The following is a 14751-nucleotide window of genomic DNA, read 5'->3' on the forward strand; positions in this document are numbered from 1 at the left end:
ACGCGACGACATGGCCGAACACACTTCCTCACGCATGGGTGCGCTCGACGCCGGAGCACGGATCGCGGCGGTCCGGCCGGTCCTGCTCAGCGCCCCGTACGCCGACCCGGAGAATCTGGAGGTGCGCGTGGCGCTGCCCACGGGCCGGCGCACGACGGGACTGGTCGAGGTGACCCTGGACGACGGGACGACCGGTCTGGGCGAGGGGTATCTCGCCGTGTTCGCACCGCACGTCTTCGTGTCGACAGTCGAGCTGCTGGCCCCCCACCTGGTCGGGCGCCCGGCCGGCGACCTGGCGGAACGGTACCGGGACATGGTGCTCGTCACGGGGTACTGGAGTCTTCAGGGAGCGGCCCGTCATGTCGTCTCCGCCGTGGATGCGGCCCTGCTCGATGCCCTGGGGAAGCGGGCCGGTGTGCCCGCGTACGAGCTGCTGGGCGGCCGTCGCACGGACAGGATCCGGCTCTACGCCAGCGGGGGCGACTCGGCGTCCCCCTCGGCGATGAGCACCGAGATCGCCGCTGTCGCCTCGCTCGGGATCGACACCTTCAAGATCAGGGCACGGGGCCACGAGGCGGACAAGGTGGTGTGGACACTGGAACACGCGGCCCCGCACGGGGTCGGTATCGCGGTCGACATGGCACAGAACCTCGACGACCCCGGCCAGTCGGTGGCGGACACGCTCGCGTTCCTCGACGCGGTCGGGGCGGGCACACCGCAGCCGGTGCGCTTTCTGGAGGAGCCCCTGGGGCCGGCCCGTGCGCATGAGTACCCCGCCCTGCGGCGGGCGGCCGGCTGCCCGGTGGCGGGCGGGGAGACCGTCACCACCGCGCGCGAGCTGCTGGAGCGCGTGGCTGCGGGGTACTACGACATGGTCCAGCCGGACGCCACGGTCGTCGGCGGGCCACGACAGACGCTGGCCGTCTTCGCGGGGGCCGCGGAACACGGCGTCGCCCCGGTGGTCCACTGCTGGGGCAGTGCGGTGTGCCAGGCGGCCAACTACCACGCCGCGTTCGCCGGCGGCGGTCGGCTGGCCGAGTGGCCGCTGCCCGCATACGCCCTGCGGTCCGAGCTGCTGGTCGAGCCGTTCCGCATCGAGTCGGGCCGACTGCTCGCCCCGCGGGCACCGGGGCTCGGCGTCCGGCTCACTCCGGAGACCGAACGGCGGTTCGCCTTCCGCAGCGATGCCGTCTACCGCTGCCTGACCAGGATGCCGTCGGCCGAGCCCGGCCGATGGAGGGCGGACTGAGCGGGGCACGGGAGGAGAGCACGCCGAGCGCCGGATCCGCTTGCATGTGCGATGGGAAAACGCTTTCAGGACAGCTATCGTAGCCCCATGCAGAGCCAGGTCAATCGACGTTCCGCCCGCCCCCGCCCGTCGTCGGCCGTGACGCTCCAGCAGGTCGCGCAGGATGCCGGGGTGTCCCTCGCCACGGCCTCGCGCGTCCTCGGCGACAGCGACCGCAACGTCACCCAGGAGCTGCAGGAGCGCGTCCTGGAGGCCGCGGCCCGGCTCCGCTACGTGTCCAACGCGCCGGCCCGCGCGCTCGTGCGGTCCACCACCTCCCTCGTCGGGCTGCTCGTGCACGACGTGAACGACGCGTACTACTCCGCCATCGCCGCCGGCGTCATGGAGGTCGCCCGCGACCACAAGCTCCTCGTGATGCTGGCCGGCACCTTCCACGAGCCCGGACTCCAGGCGGAGTACGTGGCGCGGCTGCGGGCACAGCGGGCCCGGGCCGTCGTCCTCGCCGGCTCGGGCTTCACCGGCAGGAACCCCTCGCTCGTCCAGGAGCTGGAGTCCTTCGCGGCGCAGGGCGGCCGGGTGACCGCGGTCGCGCACGAGGGTCTGGCGGTGGACACGATCGCGCCGGGGAACCACGAGGGCGGCCGGGCCGTGGCCGAGCACCTCGCCCGGCTGGGGCACACCGAGGTCGGCGTCGTCTGCGGGCCGCTCGCCCTGGTCTCCGTGCAGGACCGGCTGCGCGGCTTCCTGGAGCGGGCCGCCGAGCTGGGCGTCGTCGTGCAGGAACGCCACCGGGTCGAGGCCGACTTCACCCGGGACGGCGGACGGGCCGCGACGGTGCGGCTGTTCCGCAGGTCACCGGGGATCACTGCGGTCTTCGCGCTCAACGACGCGATGGCGCTGGGGGCGCTCGCGGCGCTCCGGGACGACCTCGGGCGGGGCGTGCCCTCCGACGTCTCCGTCGTGGGCTTCGACGACCTGCCGGTGGCCGGTGACGTCACGCCCGCGCTGACGACGGTGCGGCTGCCGCTGGAGGAGATCGGCCGCAGGGCGCTGCTGCTGGCCCTCGGCGACGCGACGCCCTCGCCGCGCACGCTGGCCGTGCCGTCGCGCCTGGTGGTGCGGGCCAGCACCGCGCCGCCGCCCCGCGTGACCGGCTGAGCCGGAACGAACCGCGACGGCCCGGACGAGGGTCTCCCCAACCCGGGGGCCTCCGTCCGGGCCTTCCCTTTGGCCCTCCGGGCCGCTCCTTTGACGCGTCGAAGTGACAACCTCCTCGTTTGACACGTCAATTGACTCAATCATTCGCGGAAAGACTCTTGAAATGACGCGTTAACCACCGCCACACTGACGCCAACGCCATTTGACGCGTCAAACCCGGGAAGGCGGTGGCTGGATGGGTACGCCAGGTCCCAAGTACCAGCGAATCAAGGACGAGTTGCGGGCCGAGGTCGCTCGCGACGAGTACGAGGCCGGCGCTCCGTTCATCACCCAGAACCAGCTGCGCGAGCGCTTCGGGGTCAGTTCCACCACCGCCGTGCGGGCGCTCAACGACCTCGTCGCGGAAGGGTTGTTGGTGCGCCGGCGCGGTCTGGGCACCTTCGTCGCCGACCCGGACGGACGGACCGGTGAGCCCGGACCGGCGCAGCGCTCCGGTGTGGTCTCCTGCGTGATCAGCGGCCAGGGCCCGTACCAGTCCGAGGTGCTGCGCGGGATCGAGTCCGGCTGTTCGGAGCGGGGGCTGCGGCTGTTCTTCTCCGACTCCGCGGTCCGGATGACGGCCACCGGGCACGCCGACCACGCGGCGTCGCTGGCCCGTCAGGACCAGGCGCTGCGCCAGGCCGCCGAGGACCGGGTCGACGGGATCATCCTCTATCCGGTCCAGGGCTCGCCCGACCCCGGTGTACTGGAGGAGCTCCGGAGCCTGCGCATCCCCATGGTCCTGGTCGACCGCTACTTCCCCAACTTCGCCGTCGACGCGGTCACCGCCGACAACTACGACGTCGGCTACCGGCTCACCGAGCACCTGCTGGCCGACGGCCACACCCGCATAGCGACGCTCTGGGGCGAGACGCAGTGCACCAGCGTCCACGACCGGATGACCGGGCACAAGCAGGCACTGCGCGCCCACGACCAGCCGCTGCTCCCCCGGTTCACCGCGCTGCGCTCGTACACGGCGCTGCCCGAGGAGGACCGCAAGCGGCTGCTGTCCGAGCTCCTCGCCTCCGCCGAGCCGCCGACCGCGCTGCTGTGCGCGCACGGTTTCGCCGTCGCCACCGCCGCCGCCGACCTGGCCGCGCTCGGCATCGCCGTGCCCGACGAGATCGTGCTGGCCGGCATGGACGACGCGGGCCCCTACGACCTGCTGCCGCTCACCAGCTTCGCCGCCCGGCTGCCCGCCGGGGAGATCGGCGGCCGCGCGGTCGAGCAGCTGGTCAAGCGGATCGCGGAGCGTGCGGCGGGCGAGGACCCGTACCGCGACGCCGAGCAGATCGTGCTCCCCGTCCGGATCAGGACGCGCGAGTCCGTACCGGTCCGGCTCCGTACCGTCGCCGCCCGTCGGCCCTGAGAGGGAGGAGACTCCTGTGTTCGCCGCCCCCACCCCCCGTACCCGCGAACTCGGGACCGATGTCCTGGTGGTCGGTGCCGGCCTCGGCGGTCTGGCCGCCGCGCTGACCGCCGCCCGGTTCGGACACCGTGTCGTGCTCACCGAGGCCACCGACTGGCCCGGTGGCCTGTTCACCGCGCAGGCGGTGCCGCTGGCCGACGGCCACCGCATCGAGCTGGACCCCGTCTCCCCCGGCTACCGGGACCTGCGCGAACGGATCCGCGACTTCTACCGCCGCAACTACCCCCTGTGCCCCGGGCCGTTCGCCGATCCCCTGCTCGACCCCGGGCTGAGCACCACCGGCCATCTCAGCCACGAGCCGCGGGCCGCGCTCGCCGTCGTCCAGGAGCTGCTCGCCCCGCACCTCGCCGCCGGCCGGCTCACCCTGCTGCTCCGCCACCGGCCGGTCGCGGCCCGGACGGACGGGGACCGGGTCTCCGCGGTCACCCTGGAGGCCGCGGACGGCGGGCGGTTGACGGTCGCCGCCCCGTACGTGGTCGACGCGACGGACCTGGGCGAGCTGCTCGACCTCGCGGGCGTCGAGCACGTCACCGGCGCCGAGTCCCGGGAGGAGACCGGTGAGCCGCACGCGGCGGCGGTCGCCGACCCGCTGGACCAGCAGCCCCTCTCCTGGGTCTTCGCCCTGGACCACCGTCCCGGCGAGGACCACACCGTGGACCGGCCGGCCGGCTACGACCGGTGGTCCGGCGCCTTCTCCTGGGAGGCCGCGGAGCCGGGCAGCGGCCCGGCCCGCACCGTGCCGCTCTTCCTGCACGAGCCGGACGAGGTCCCGCCCTGGGGCGCCCCGCCCAACGACCGCTGGCACCGGTTGCGGGCGCTCGCCCGGAGCCGGTACCTGCCCGGCACCTTCGACAGCGACCTCACCCTGGTCGACTGGGAGCAGACCGCCTACACCGGGCTGCCGCTCGCCGGGGCGGGTCAGGAGGTGCGGGCCCGTGCCGAGCGGGAGGCGCGGGAACAGGCGCTGTCGTTCCTGTACTGGATGCAGACCCGGGCGCCCCGGCACGACGGCGGCCACGGCTACCCCGAGCTGCGGCTGAGGCCCGACGCCACGGGCACGTCCGACGGGTTCGCCAAGGCGCCGCACGTACGTGAATCCCGGCGCATCCGGGCCGAGTTCACCCTGCTGGAGCACCATCTGACCGTCGCGGCACGGGCCGGGGCGCCGGGGGCCGAGACCTTCACCGACAGCGTGGGCACCCTGCGCTCCCGGATCACGCTGCACCCGGGCACCGGCGGCGGCGCGGGCCTGGACCTGGAGTGCCTGCCGTTCCAGCTGCCGCTGGGCGCGCTGCTGCCCGTACGCGTGGAGAATCTGCTCCCGGCCGGACGGAACATCGGCGCCACGCACCTCAGCGCGCCGGCGGTCGGCGGCCACGCGGGCCAGTGGAGCATCGGCGAGGCGGTCGGCGCGCTGGTCTCGTACTGTCTGGAGCACCGGCTGCCGCCGCGCGCGGTGCGCGACGACGAACGCCGGCTCGCCTCCTTCCAGGACCGGCTGAGCGACTCGCTCGGTCTCGCCCTGGAATGGCCGCACCGGCTGCGTACCGGTCCGGTGACCAGCGCCGACGCGCTCTACGCCACTCTCTGACCCCCACTCCCGCCCTTCCTTCGGGAAGGGCTTCTTCCCAACCTTCTGGAAAACGCTTACCAACTTCGGCGACCACGCCCCGGCCCGGACGGCTCCCTGTGACTGTGACTCCCCTTCGTGTACTGCTCGTCGGCGCGGGCAACATCGCCCGTGCCGTCCACATGCCGGCGTTCCTCCGGCTGCCCGCGGACTTCGCGGTGCTCGGCGCGGTCGACGCCGACCCGGTGGCGGCCCGTTCGTTCGCCGCCGACTTCTCGCTGCCCCACCACTCCACCGACCTCGCCGCCTCACTGCGCGAGGTCCGCCCCGACCTCGTGGTCATCGCCTCGCCGCCCGTCGCCCACCGCGAGCAGGTCGTCTCCGCCCTGGCCGCCGGGGCGTGGGTGTGGTGCGAGAAACCGCCCGCGCTCAGCCTCGCGGAGTACGACGCCATGACCGCCGCCGAGGGCGAGGGCGGCCCGTACGCGCCGATCGTCTTCCAGCACCGCTTCGGCTCGGGCGCCGAGCACGCCAGGGCCCTGATCGCCTCCGGCGAGCTGGGGGCGCCGCTGGTCGCCCACTGCCAGACCACCTGGTACCGGGACGACGCCTACTACGCGGTCCCCTGGCGCGGGAAGTGGGCCACCGAGGGCGCCGGTCCCGCCATGGGGCTGGGCATCCACCAGATCGACCTGCTGCTCGAACTGCTCGGCGACTGGGCGGAGATCCGGGCCATGGCCGCCCGGCTGGCCCGTGACGTGGAGACCGACGACGTCACCACCGCCACCGTGCGCTTCGCCTCCGGCGCCCTGGCCACCGTGGTCAACAGCGCCCTCTCGCCGCGCCAGTCGAGCCATCTGCGGATCGACCTGCGCGACGCCACGATCGAGCTGAACCACCTCTACGGGTACGGGAACGACGACTGGACCTACACCCCGGCCCCCGGCGTCGATCCGGACCGGGTGGCCCGCTGGACCTCCCCGGCGAAGGACGTGCCCAGCTCGCACGACGCCCAGCTCCGCTCGCTCCTGGCCGACATGCGGGCGGGCCGGCGGCCCCGGGCGAGCGCCGGGGACGGCCGCCGGTCCCTGGAGCTGATCACCGCGATGTACAAGGCGGCGCTCACCGGCCGCACGGTCCGGGCCGGCGAGATCGTCCCCGGCGACCCCTTCCACACGGCGCTGCACGGCTCCGTCCCCGGCTGGGCACCGCAGGGGTCCGGGCGGTGACCGGACGCGTGGAGCGGGCCCTGCTGCTCACCTTCGACGACCGGCACGTGCGCGAGTGGGCCGCCGTCGCGCCGCTGTTCGCCTCGTACGGGGCGCGGGTCACCTTCTTCGTCTGCGAGCCCGACCGGCTCGACCGGGACGAGGTGCGGCTGCTGCGCGGGCTCGCGGACGACGGCCACAGCATCGGCTGCCACGGCCTGCGGCACGAGCGCGCGCCCGATTTCGTCTCGGCGCACGGACCGGCCGCCTATCTCGACCGGGAGGTGGTGCCCGCCCTGGAGCGGCTGCGCCGTCTCGGCTTTCCGGCCCGGAGCTTCGCCTATCCGTGCAGTGCCCGCGACGAGGAAACCGACCGGCTGCTCCTCACCCTCTTCGAGCGGCTGCGCGGCGGGGTGCCCGTCGGCCGTCGCGCCGATCCGGCCCTCGCGGACGAACTGCGCGTACCGGCCCGCGACCTCACCGCCCGGCGGGTCCTGCCGGGCTGCTCGGTGGACAGCGGGCGCGGCGCCGTCGCGTACGGGGACGACCTGGGCGGTGTCGAGGCGGCGCTGCGCCGGACCGCCGAGGAGGGCGGCGTGGTCACCCTGTACGCCCACTGCGTCGCCGACGCCCATCCCGACAACCACGTGACCCCGGCCCGGCTGGACGGCCTGCTGTCCCTGGCCGCCGGGCTGTCGCTGCCCTGCGCGGGCTTCGACGAGCTCCCGTGAACCACTCCCCCGTCGCAGCACGCCGCCGGCCACCACATCGTTGATCACCACGATCACCACGCCTTCGATCACCACACCTTCGATCCAGAGGGGCCCTCTCACCCATGCATGACGACCGCACACTGACCGAGGAACGGCTCGACCGCGTCCTGCGCGAGCGCATCCGCCCCGCCGTCCACCCCCGTACGGCCCCGCTGGCGTTCGAGGTCTGGCACGCCCCCGGCGAACCGGTGCCCTTCGCCGAGGCGGTGGCGGCTCCCTACGGGCCCGGTGCCGTCGGCGATCCCTGGGGACCGGCCTGGGGCACCAGCTGGTTCCGGGTGACCGGCCGGGTGCCGGAGGACTGGGCCGGTGAGACCGTCGAGGCGGTGATCGACCTGGGGTTCGCCAGGGACCGGCCCGGCTTCTCCGCCGAGGCGCTGGCCCACCGGCCGGACGGCAGTGTGGTCAAGGCGCTCAACCCGCGCAACACCTGGCTGCGCGTCGGTGAACGGGTGGCGGGCGGCGAGGAGTTCACGTACCTGCTCGAGGCCGCCGCCAATCCGGAGATCCTGGACGGGGTCAGTGCGCTGGGCGACCGGGAGACCGCGGGCGGCGAGCCGCTGTACCGCGTCGAGCGGATGGACGTCGCGGTCTTCGACCGGCAGGTGTGGGAGCTGGTCCAGGACCTGGAGGTGCTCGACCAGCTGATGCGGCAGCTGCCGCTGGGTTCGGCGCGCCGCTGGGAGATCCTGCGCGCGGTGGAGGACTGTCTGGACGCGCTGGACCTGGACGACGTGGGGGCGAGCGCGCCCGCCGGCCGGGAGCGGCTGCGGGCCGTGCTGGCCTCCCCCGCGCACGCCTCGGCGCACCGGTTGTCGGCGGTGGGTCACGCGCACATCGACTCGGCGTGGCTGTGGCCGCTGCGGGAGACGGTGCGCAAGGTGGCCCGTACCACCTCCAACGTGGTGGCGCTGATGGACGACCATCCGGAGTTCGTCTTCGCGATGTCGCAGGCGCAGCAGCTGGACTGGCTGCGGGAGCACCGGCCGGAGCTGTACGCCCGGGTGAGGGAGAAGGTGGCCGCCGGCCAGTTCGTGCCGGTGGGCGGGATGTGGGTGGAGTCGGACACCAACATGCCCGGATCGGAGGCGCTGGCCCGGCAGTTCGTGCACGGCAAGCGGTTCTTCCTGGAGGAGTTCGGGGTGGAGACCGAGGAGGTGTGGCTGCCCGACTCGTTCGGGTACTCGGCGGCGCTGCCGCAGCTGGTGGCGCTCTCCGGTTCGCGCTGGTTCCTGACCCAGAAGATCTCGTGGAACACGACCAATCCGTTCCCGCACCACTCCTTCCTGTGGGAGGGGCTGGACGGCACCCGGGTGTTCACGCACTTCCCGCCGGTCGACACCTATGTGGCCGAGCTGTCCGGCCGGGAGCTCGCGCACGCCGAGGCGAACTTCCGGGACAAGGGCCGTGCGACGCGCTCGCTCGTCCCGTTCGGCTGGGGCGACGGGGGCGGCGGCCCCACCCGAGAGATGCTGGCGCGCGCCGGGCGGCTGGCCGATCTGGAGGGCTCGCCCCGGGTGACGATCGAGAAGCCGGCGGACTTCTTCACCGCCGCCGAGGCGGAGTATCAGCGGCCGCCGGTGTGGCTGGGCGAGCTGTACCTGGAGCTGCACCGCGGCACGTACACCTCGCAGGCGCGGACCAAGCAGGGCAACCGGCGCAGCGAGCACCTGTTGCGGGAGGCGGAGCTGTGGGCGGCGACCGCGGCGGTGCGGACCGGTTTCCCTTACCCGTACGAGGAGCTGGACCGGATCTGGAAGAGCGTGCTGCTGCACCAGTTCCACGACATCCTGCCGGGTTCGTCCATCGCCTGGGTGCACCGCGAGGCGGAGGCGACGTACGCCCGGATCGCCGAGGAGCTCGAAGCGGTGATCGGCGCCGCGCAGCGGGCGCTGGCCGGGGCTCCGGAGGGCGACGGAACGGTCGTCTTCAACTCCGCGCCGCACGAGCGGGGCGGGGTGGCCGCCGGGGGCGCGGTGGCCGCGCCGGACCGGCGGGGGGCGGCGGTGGAGGTGACGGCGCACGGCTCCGGTTTCCGGCTGGACAACGGGCTGCTGCGGGTGACCGTGGACGCGCGGGGCCTCGTGGTCTCGGTCGTCGACCTGGTGGCCGGGCGGGAGACGGTCGCGCCGGGCGGTGCGGCCAACCTGCTGCAGATCCACCCGGACCTGCCCAACCACTGGGACGCCTGGGACGTCGACGCCTTCTACCGCAACACGGTGACCGATCTGACCGGGGCCGACTCGGTGCGGCTCAACGGTGACGGCGTCGAGGTGGTGCGCAGCTTCGGCGCGTCCCGGGTCACCCAGTTGCTGACGCTGCGGCCGGGGGCCCGGCGGCTGGACATCGACACCGAGGTCGACTGGCACGAGCGGGAGAAGTTCCTCAAGGCGGCGTTCCCGATCGACGTGCGCGCCGACCACTCCACGGCGGAGACCCAGTTCGGGCACGTCCGGCGGCCGACGCACACCAACACCAGCTGGGAGGCGGCCAAGTTCGAGATCTGCGCGCACCGCTTCCTGCACGTCGGCGAGCCGGGCTGGGGCGCGGCGCTGGTCAACGACTCGACGTACGGGCACGACGTGACCCGTACGGTCCGCGAGGACGGCTCCACCACGACCACGGTGCGGCTGTCGTTGCTGCGGGCGCCCCGCTACCCGGACCCGGAGACCGATCAGGGGGTGCACCGGCTGCGGTACGCGCTGCTGCCGGGGGCGACGGTCGGCGACGCGGTCCGCGAGGGCTGGCGGTTCGCCCTGCCCGAGCGCCGGGTGCCGGGGAGCACCGCGGTGGCGCCGCTGGTCTCGGTGGACGACGACGCGGTGGTCGTGACGGCGGTGAAGCTCGCGGACGACGGCAGCGGGGACGTGGTGGTCCGGCTCCACGAGGCGCACGGCGGGCGGGCCTCGGCGCGGCTGACGGCGGGCTTCGCGCTGGCCGGGGCGGGCGTCACGGACCTGCTGGAGCGTCCGCTCGCCGACGGGACGGCCGCCGAGGTGGCGGGCGACGCGGTGCGGCTGACGCTGCGGCCGTTCCAGATCGTGACGCTGCGGCTGACGCCGGGCGCCGGGTCCTGAGCCGCGTACGGGGTGGGTGCGTTTCGCCGCGGACCTGCCCCGTACCCTCTTTTCCATGAACGCTGGGGGGCCTGTGCGCCGTGTGATCGACGACCGTTTCGAGCTGGTGAACCGGCTCGGCAGTGGCGGCATGGGCATGGTGTGGCGGGCCCGTGACCTGGCCCTGCACCGCGATGTGGCGCTCAAGGAGGTGCGGCCCCCGGACCCGGCGCTCGCCGAGAACGACCCGGAGTCGGCGGGGCTGCTGCGCGAGCGGGTGCTGCGCGAGGCCCGCGCGCTGGCCCGGCTCGACCACCCGGGCGTCGTCACCGTCCACCACATCGTGGACGGCGGCGTCGGGACGTACCCGTGGATCGTGATGGAGCTGGTGCCCGGCGCCTCCCTCGCGGAGCGGCTCGCCGAGGGCACGCTCACCCCGGTGGAGGCCGCCGAACTGGGGCGCGGGGTGCTGTCCGCGCTGCGCGCCGCCCATGCCGCCGGAATCCTCCACCGGGACGTCAAGCCGGCCAATGTGCTGCTGCGGACGGACGGCAGCCCGGTGCTCACGGACTTCGGCATCGCGGCGATCCGGGAGTCCACGAGCCTGACGGCGACCGGTTCGATCATCGGCTCCCCCGACTACATGGCGCCCGAGCGCATCCGGGGCGACGAGGACGACCCGTCCTCCGACCTGTGGTCGCTCGGCATGATGCTGTACGTCGCCGTGGAGGGCCGGCACCCGCTGCGCAAGGCCACCACACTGGCGACGCTCGCGGCCGTGCTCGACGAGGAGGTCCCGCCGCCCCGGCAGGCCGGTCCGCTGGCCCCGGTGCTGGAGGCGCTGCTGACCCGGAGCCCGGCGGCCCGGCCGGGGGCCGACGAACTGGACCGGATGCTGGCGGCGGTGGGCACCGCCTCCGCGGCGGCGCCGCCCCGGCAGGACCCCCGGGTCCCGCAGGACGCCGTGCCGCCGCGCCCGCAGCCGTCGTTCACCCTGCAGGACTCGGTGCCCTCGGACGGCCCCACCGCGGTGCTGTCCGGCGCTCCGGTCCCGCCCCCGGCGCCCGTCCCCGCGCCCGTCCCGCCCGGGCCGCTGGGGACGCGGGAGGCGCGCCGCCAGGTCCGGCGGGGCCGCGCCGTGGCGGTCACCACCGCTCTCGCCGGGACGGCACTGACCGGTGCCCTGGTGTGGTCGCTGCTGCCCGACCCGGACGACCGGGCCTCCGACAACCCTCCGTCCGTCTCGGCCGGGGCCACCCGCGGTCCCTCCGCCGCCGACGGGAAGGCGGGGCGGTCGACGGGAACGGGAAAGGCCGCGGAGCCCGAGGAGACGGCTCCGGAGCAGCCGGAGAACCTGCTGACGCCCGCCGGTGTGCGTTCCGTCATCGCCGCGCTGAAGCCGGTGATGGGCGGCACCCGGATCACCTCGTTCACGCTGTACGAGGAGCACGCCAGCGTCGAGGCCCCGCTCAGGAGCAACAAGAAGCTGTACGACGTCTACGCCTACCGGGACGGCAGGGCCACCCGGGAACGGGCCGGCGGCACCCTCATGTCGGACGCCAGGTCCGTGGACCTGGAGAAGTTCGACTGGGACGCCCTGCCGGGGCTGATACGCCGGGCGGACAAGGAACTCGGCGTCACCGAACCCACCACCCACTACGTGGACGTCGACCCGGCATCCCCGTTCGACAACTACCAACCGACGGTCAGCGTCTACGTCTCGGACGAGTACGGCGGCGCCTACCTGCGGGCCGACATCAACGGCAAGGTCCTCAAGAAGTCCCCGCGCGACAGCTGAGCCCCGGGCGGCCCAGCCCCCGGCCCGCTCAGCCGAGCACCCGGATCAGCACCAGCAGCACGGCCGCGAGCGCCACGCCCGCCAGCAGGGTCCGGGAGCCGGTCGGGAAGGTGCCGGCCGGAGTTTTCACCTCGCCCGTGGGCGGGGTGAGGACCTGTGCGCGGGCCAGCCACTCGCGCGGCGGGGCGTCGGGGAGGACGACCCGCCAGGGCTGCTCCGGGTCGTACTCGACGACCGCCCTGGACTTGTGCAGCAGTCCCTGGAGGTCGAGGGGGTGGCGGACCTCGATCCGGTACGGGGGCAGGTCGTCGGCCACCACGGTCAGGTCGAAGACGAACACCGAGTTCCCCGCCCGCCCGTCGGCGGCCGGGCGGCCGTCGGCCCTGTTGACGGCCTTCACGCCGTTGACCACGGCGGGTGCGAAGGCGCGCGGGCCGGCGGCGCGCAGCCCGGGGGAGGCCAGGCCCGAGATCGCGCTCTCGGCGACCTTGCCGAACGCCGTCAGGGCCAGGGCCGCCGCGGGAAGCGCGAGGAGCAGCAGCCAGCGGGGGCCGTCCACGGCGCCCCGGACCACCGCGGTGAGGAGGAGTCCGGTGCCGAGCACGGACACCACGGCGAACAGACTGAAGAACCGGCGCAGGGAGGAGGTGGAGGAGTTCGGCGTGATCATGTGAGACGCAGCAGCTTCCGGCGGGGAATGACGACCCGGGTGCGGTCCGGGTCGTCGGGGCGGTCGGTGTCGTACAGGGCGCGGACGTCCCGCTTGAGGGCGACGCGTTCCACGACGGCCGGGACCTCGTGGCGCACCCCGTCCTCGTCGGCGAACACCACGGTGACCTCACCGTACTTGCGGCCCACCGATCGCCAGCCCTCCAGCACCGCGTCGGCCGTGCGGAAGCGGCGGGAGAGCCTGCGCAGCCCCGCCGTGCGCCGCAGGCTGACGGCCGCGCCCCACCAGGCGGCGAGACAGCCCGCGCCCGCGACGGACCACAGGAAGGTGAGCCAGGTGGAGACGGAGAAGTCGCCGAGCGGAAGGAGGATGTGGAAGCTGGTGACGGTGTCCCGCTCGACCAGGCCCTCCGCCAGCGCGTCGTACCAGCCGACCGCGGCCGCGACGGCGCAGAGCATGACCATCGCGCCCGGTGCCGCCCGGTGCAGGTACCGGGCACCGAGCAGGCCGAGCGCGACGGCGAAGGCGATCCCTAGCATCGGGGACATCGACGCGAGCTGGTCACTGGCGCATCCCCCGGCCAGGTCGCAGGACCACTTCACCCCCACCGCCTCGTGGCTGGCGATGTACCACATCGTCCAGACCTGCCATGTCATCAGCGCGCACGCGATGACGCGCATCGCGTGCGCGTAGACCCTGTGTCGCACCGTCCGCCCTCGTCCTTGCAGTTCACGGGGTTGTGGATCACCCCGATGGACCTTATACGTGCTGTCCACACCTTGTCCGTGACGCACACCACCCGGCCGGACGGCGACGGGTCAGACCGCACCGGCCAGGGCCTCGGGCACCCAGCGGAGCTGGGCGGCCTCCTGGAACATGGCACCGCCCTCGTGCCCGTTGAACGGGTAGACCTCGATCGCCTTCCGCCCCGGGTATGCGTTGTGGGCGGCGAAGACCGTGGAGGGCGGGCAGGTCCGGTCCATCAGTCCGACGGAGAAGAGCGCGGGGGCACGGCCCCGGGCGGCGAAGGACACCCCGTCGAAGTACGACAGGGTGCGCAGGGCGGTCCTCTCCTTGCCCCGGTGCATCCTGAGGTAGCGGACGATCTCGGCGTACGGGTCGGCGTCGGTCAGGGTGACGGCCCGTTCGAAGTGGCAGAGGAAAGGCACGTCGACCGCGATCGCGGCCAGGTCGGGGACGAGTGCGCCGACGGCGAGGGTGATGCCGCCGCCCTGGCTGCCACCGAGGACGACGGTGCGGGCGGGGTCGGCGAGGGGGTGGGAGCGGGCCGCTTCGACGGCGCGCACGGCGTCGGCGTGGACCCGGCGGTAGTAGTAGGTCTCCGGGTCCTCGATGCCCCGGGTCATGAAGCCCGCGTGGGAGGGGCCGGAGCCGACCGGGTCCGGGGTGTCGCCGACGTTGCCGCCGCCGCCCTGGCCGCGCACGTCCATGACGAAGTGGGCGAAGCCGGCCAGCGGCCACATGCCCCAGCAGTGCGGGAGGCTGCGGCCGCCGTTGTAGCCGTGGAACTGGACGACGAGCGGCAGCGGCCCCTCGGCGTGCGCGGGGGCGCTGAACCAGCCCTTGACCGGGTGGCCGCCGAAGCCGGCGAACGTGACGTCCCAGGTGCGCATGCCGGTCAGTCCGGTCCCGACGGGTTCGAGGACGACCGCGGGGTCGTGGGCGCGGGTCTCGGCCAGGGTCTTCGCCCAGAAGGCGTCGAAGTCCTCCGGTTCGTCGATCCGCGGCCGGTAGTCGCGCAGTTCGTGGAGCGGCAGGTCGAACAGGGCCATGGGGTCGT

General features: G+C 73.9%; 11 protein-coding genes. 8 read left to right on the forward strand and 3 right to left on the reverse strand.

The features are described 5' to 3' along the window. The first annotated feature begins 10 nt into the window (after positions 1-10). The 8 genes from ABZZ04_RS31325 to ABZZ04_RS31360 all read left to right on the forward strand — a co-directional run bounded on the left by ABZZ04_RS31325 (position 11) and on the right by ABZZ04_RS31360 (position 12280). Entirely contained in the window at positions 11-1249 is a 1239-nt protein-coding gene (locus ABZZ04_RS31325) for a mandelate racemase/muconate lactonizing enzyme family protein (RefSeq protein ID WP_356935608.1), read from the forward strand. 87 nt (positions 1250-1336) lie between these two features. Next, on the forward strand, positions 1337-2407 hold the full coding sequence (locus ABZZ04_RS31330) for a LacI family DNA-binding transcriptional regulator (RefSeq protein WP_356935609.1): 1071 nt from the start codon (positions 1337-1339) through the stop codon (positions 2405-2407). Positions 2408-2642: 235 nt separating this feature from the next. After that, a complete protein-coding gene (locus ABZZ04_RS31335) occupies positions 2643-3815 on the forward strand; it encodes a GntR family transcriptional regulator (protein ID WP_356935610.1) in 1173 nt (390 codons plus the stop codon). Positions 3816-3831: 16 nt separating this feature from the next. Beyond that, positions 3832-5466 (forward strand): FAD-dependent oxidoreductase, encoded by a 1635-nt coding sequence (locus tag ABZZ04_RS31340; protein ID WP_356935611.1) that lies wholly within the window; start codon positions 3832-3834, stop codon positions 5464-5466. Between the two features lie 104 nt (positions 5467-5570). After that, the gene (locus ABZZ04_RS31345; protein ID WP_356935612.1) at positions 5571-6674 is read left to right on the forward strand and encodes a Gfo/Idh/MocA family oxidoreductase; all 1104 of its coding nucleotides are present in this window, start codon (positions 5571-5573) and stop codon (positions 6672-6674) included. Continuing rightward, on the forward strand, positions 6671-7384 hold the full coding sequence (locus ABZZ04_RS31350) for a polysaccharide deacetylase family protein (RefSeq protein WP_356935613.1): 714 nt from the start codon (positions 6671-6673) through the stop codon (positions 7382-7384). Before ABZZ04_RS31345 ends, ABZZ04_RS31350 begins: the two co-directional genes overlap by 4 nt. Before the next feature lie 104 nt (positions 7385-7488). Continuing rightward, entirely contained in the window at positions 7489-10503 is a 3015-nt protein-coding gene (locus ABZZ04_RS31355) for a glycoside hydrolase family 38 C-terminal domain-containing protein (protein WP_356935614.1), read from the forward strand. A gap of 55 nt (positions 10504-10558) precedes the next feature. Further along, complete coding sequence (locus ABZZ04_RS31360) at positions 10559-12280, forward strand: serine/threonine-protein kinase (protein WP_356935615.1); 1722 nt, start codon at positions 10559-10561, stop codon at positions 12278-12280. Between the two features lie 28 nt (positions 12281-12308). Here ABZZ04_RS31360 and ABZZ04_RS31365 read toward each other — a convergent pair whose 3' ends face one another. The 3 genes from ABZZ04_RS31365 to ABZZ04_RS31375 all read right to left on the reverse strand — a co-directional run bounded on the left by ABZZ04_RS31365 (position 12309) and on the right by ABZZ04_RS31375 (position 14743). Next, on the reverse strand, positions 12309-12950 hold the full coding sequence (locus ABZZ04_RS31365) for a hypothetical protein (protein WP_356935616.1): 642 nt from the start codon (positions 12948-12950) through the stop codon (positions 12309-12311). After that, a complete protein-coding gene (locus ABZZ04_RS31370; RefSeq protein WP_356935617.1) occupies positions 12947-13657 on the reverse strand; it encodes a hypothetical protein in 711 nt (236 codons plus the stop codon). Before ABZZ04_RS31370 ends, ABZZ04_RS31365 begins: the two co-directional genes overlap by 4 nt. Before the next feature lie 111 nt (positions 13658-13768). Continuing rightward, positions 13769-14743 (reverse strand): acetylxylan esterase, encoded by a 975-nt coding sequence (locus tag ABZZ04_RS31375; protein WP_356935618.1) that lies wholly within the window; start codon positions 14741-14743, stop codon positions 13769-13771. Between the last annotated feature and the right edge of the window lie 8 nt (positions 14744-14751).

This window comes from Streptomyces sp. NPDC006435, from assembly GCF_040612315.1.
In the GTDB taxonomy this organism is placed as follows: Bacteria; Actinomycetota; Actinomycetes; order Streptomycetales; family Streptomycetaceae; genus Streptomyces.

What these genes read in the sequence shown, in the direction of transcription:
- ABZZ04_RS31375 (WP_356935618.1), bottom strand. Translation starts at nt 14,743, where the DNA reads ATGGCCCTGTTCGACCTGCCGCTCCACGAACTGCGCGACTACCGGCCG.
- ABZZ04_RS31365 (WP_356935616.1), bottom strand. Translation starts at nt 12,950, where the DNA reads ATGATCACGCCGAACTCCTCCACCTCCTCCCTGCGCCGGTTCTTCAGT.
- ABZZ04_RS31355 (WP_356935614.1), top strand. Translation starts at nt 7,489, where the DNA reads ATGCATGACGACCGCACACTGACCGAGGAACGGCTCGACCGCGTCCTG.
- ABZZ04_RS31335 (WP_356935610.1), top strand. Translation starts at nt 2,643, where the DNA reads ATGGGTACGCCAGGTCCCAAGTACCAGCGAATCAAGGACGAGTTGCGG.
- ABZZ04_RS31325 (WP_356935608.1), top strand. Translation starts at nt 11, where the DNA reads ATGGCCGAACACACTTCCTCACGCATGGGTGCGCTCGACGCCGGAGCA.
- ABZZ04_RS31360 (WP_356935615.1), top strand. Translation starts at nt 10,559, where the DNA reads ATGAACGCTGGGGGGCCTGTGCGCCGTGTGATCGACGACCGTTTCGAG.
- ABZZ04_RS31330 (WP_356935609.1), top strand. Translation starts at nt 1,337, where the DNA reads ATGCAGAGCCAGGTCAATCGACGTTCCGCCCGCCCCCGCCCGTCGTCG.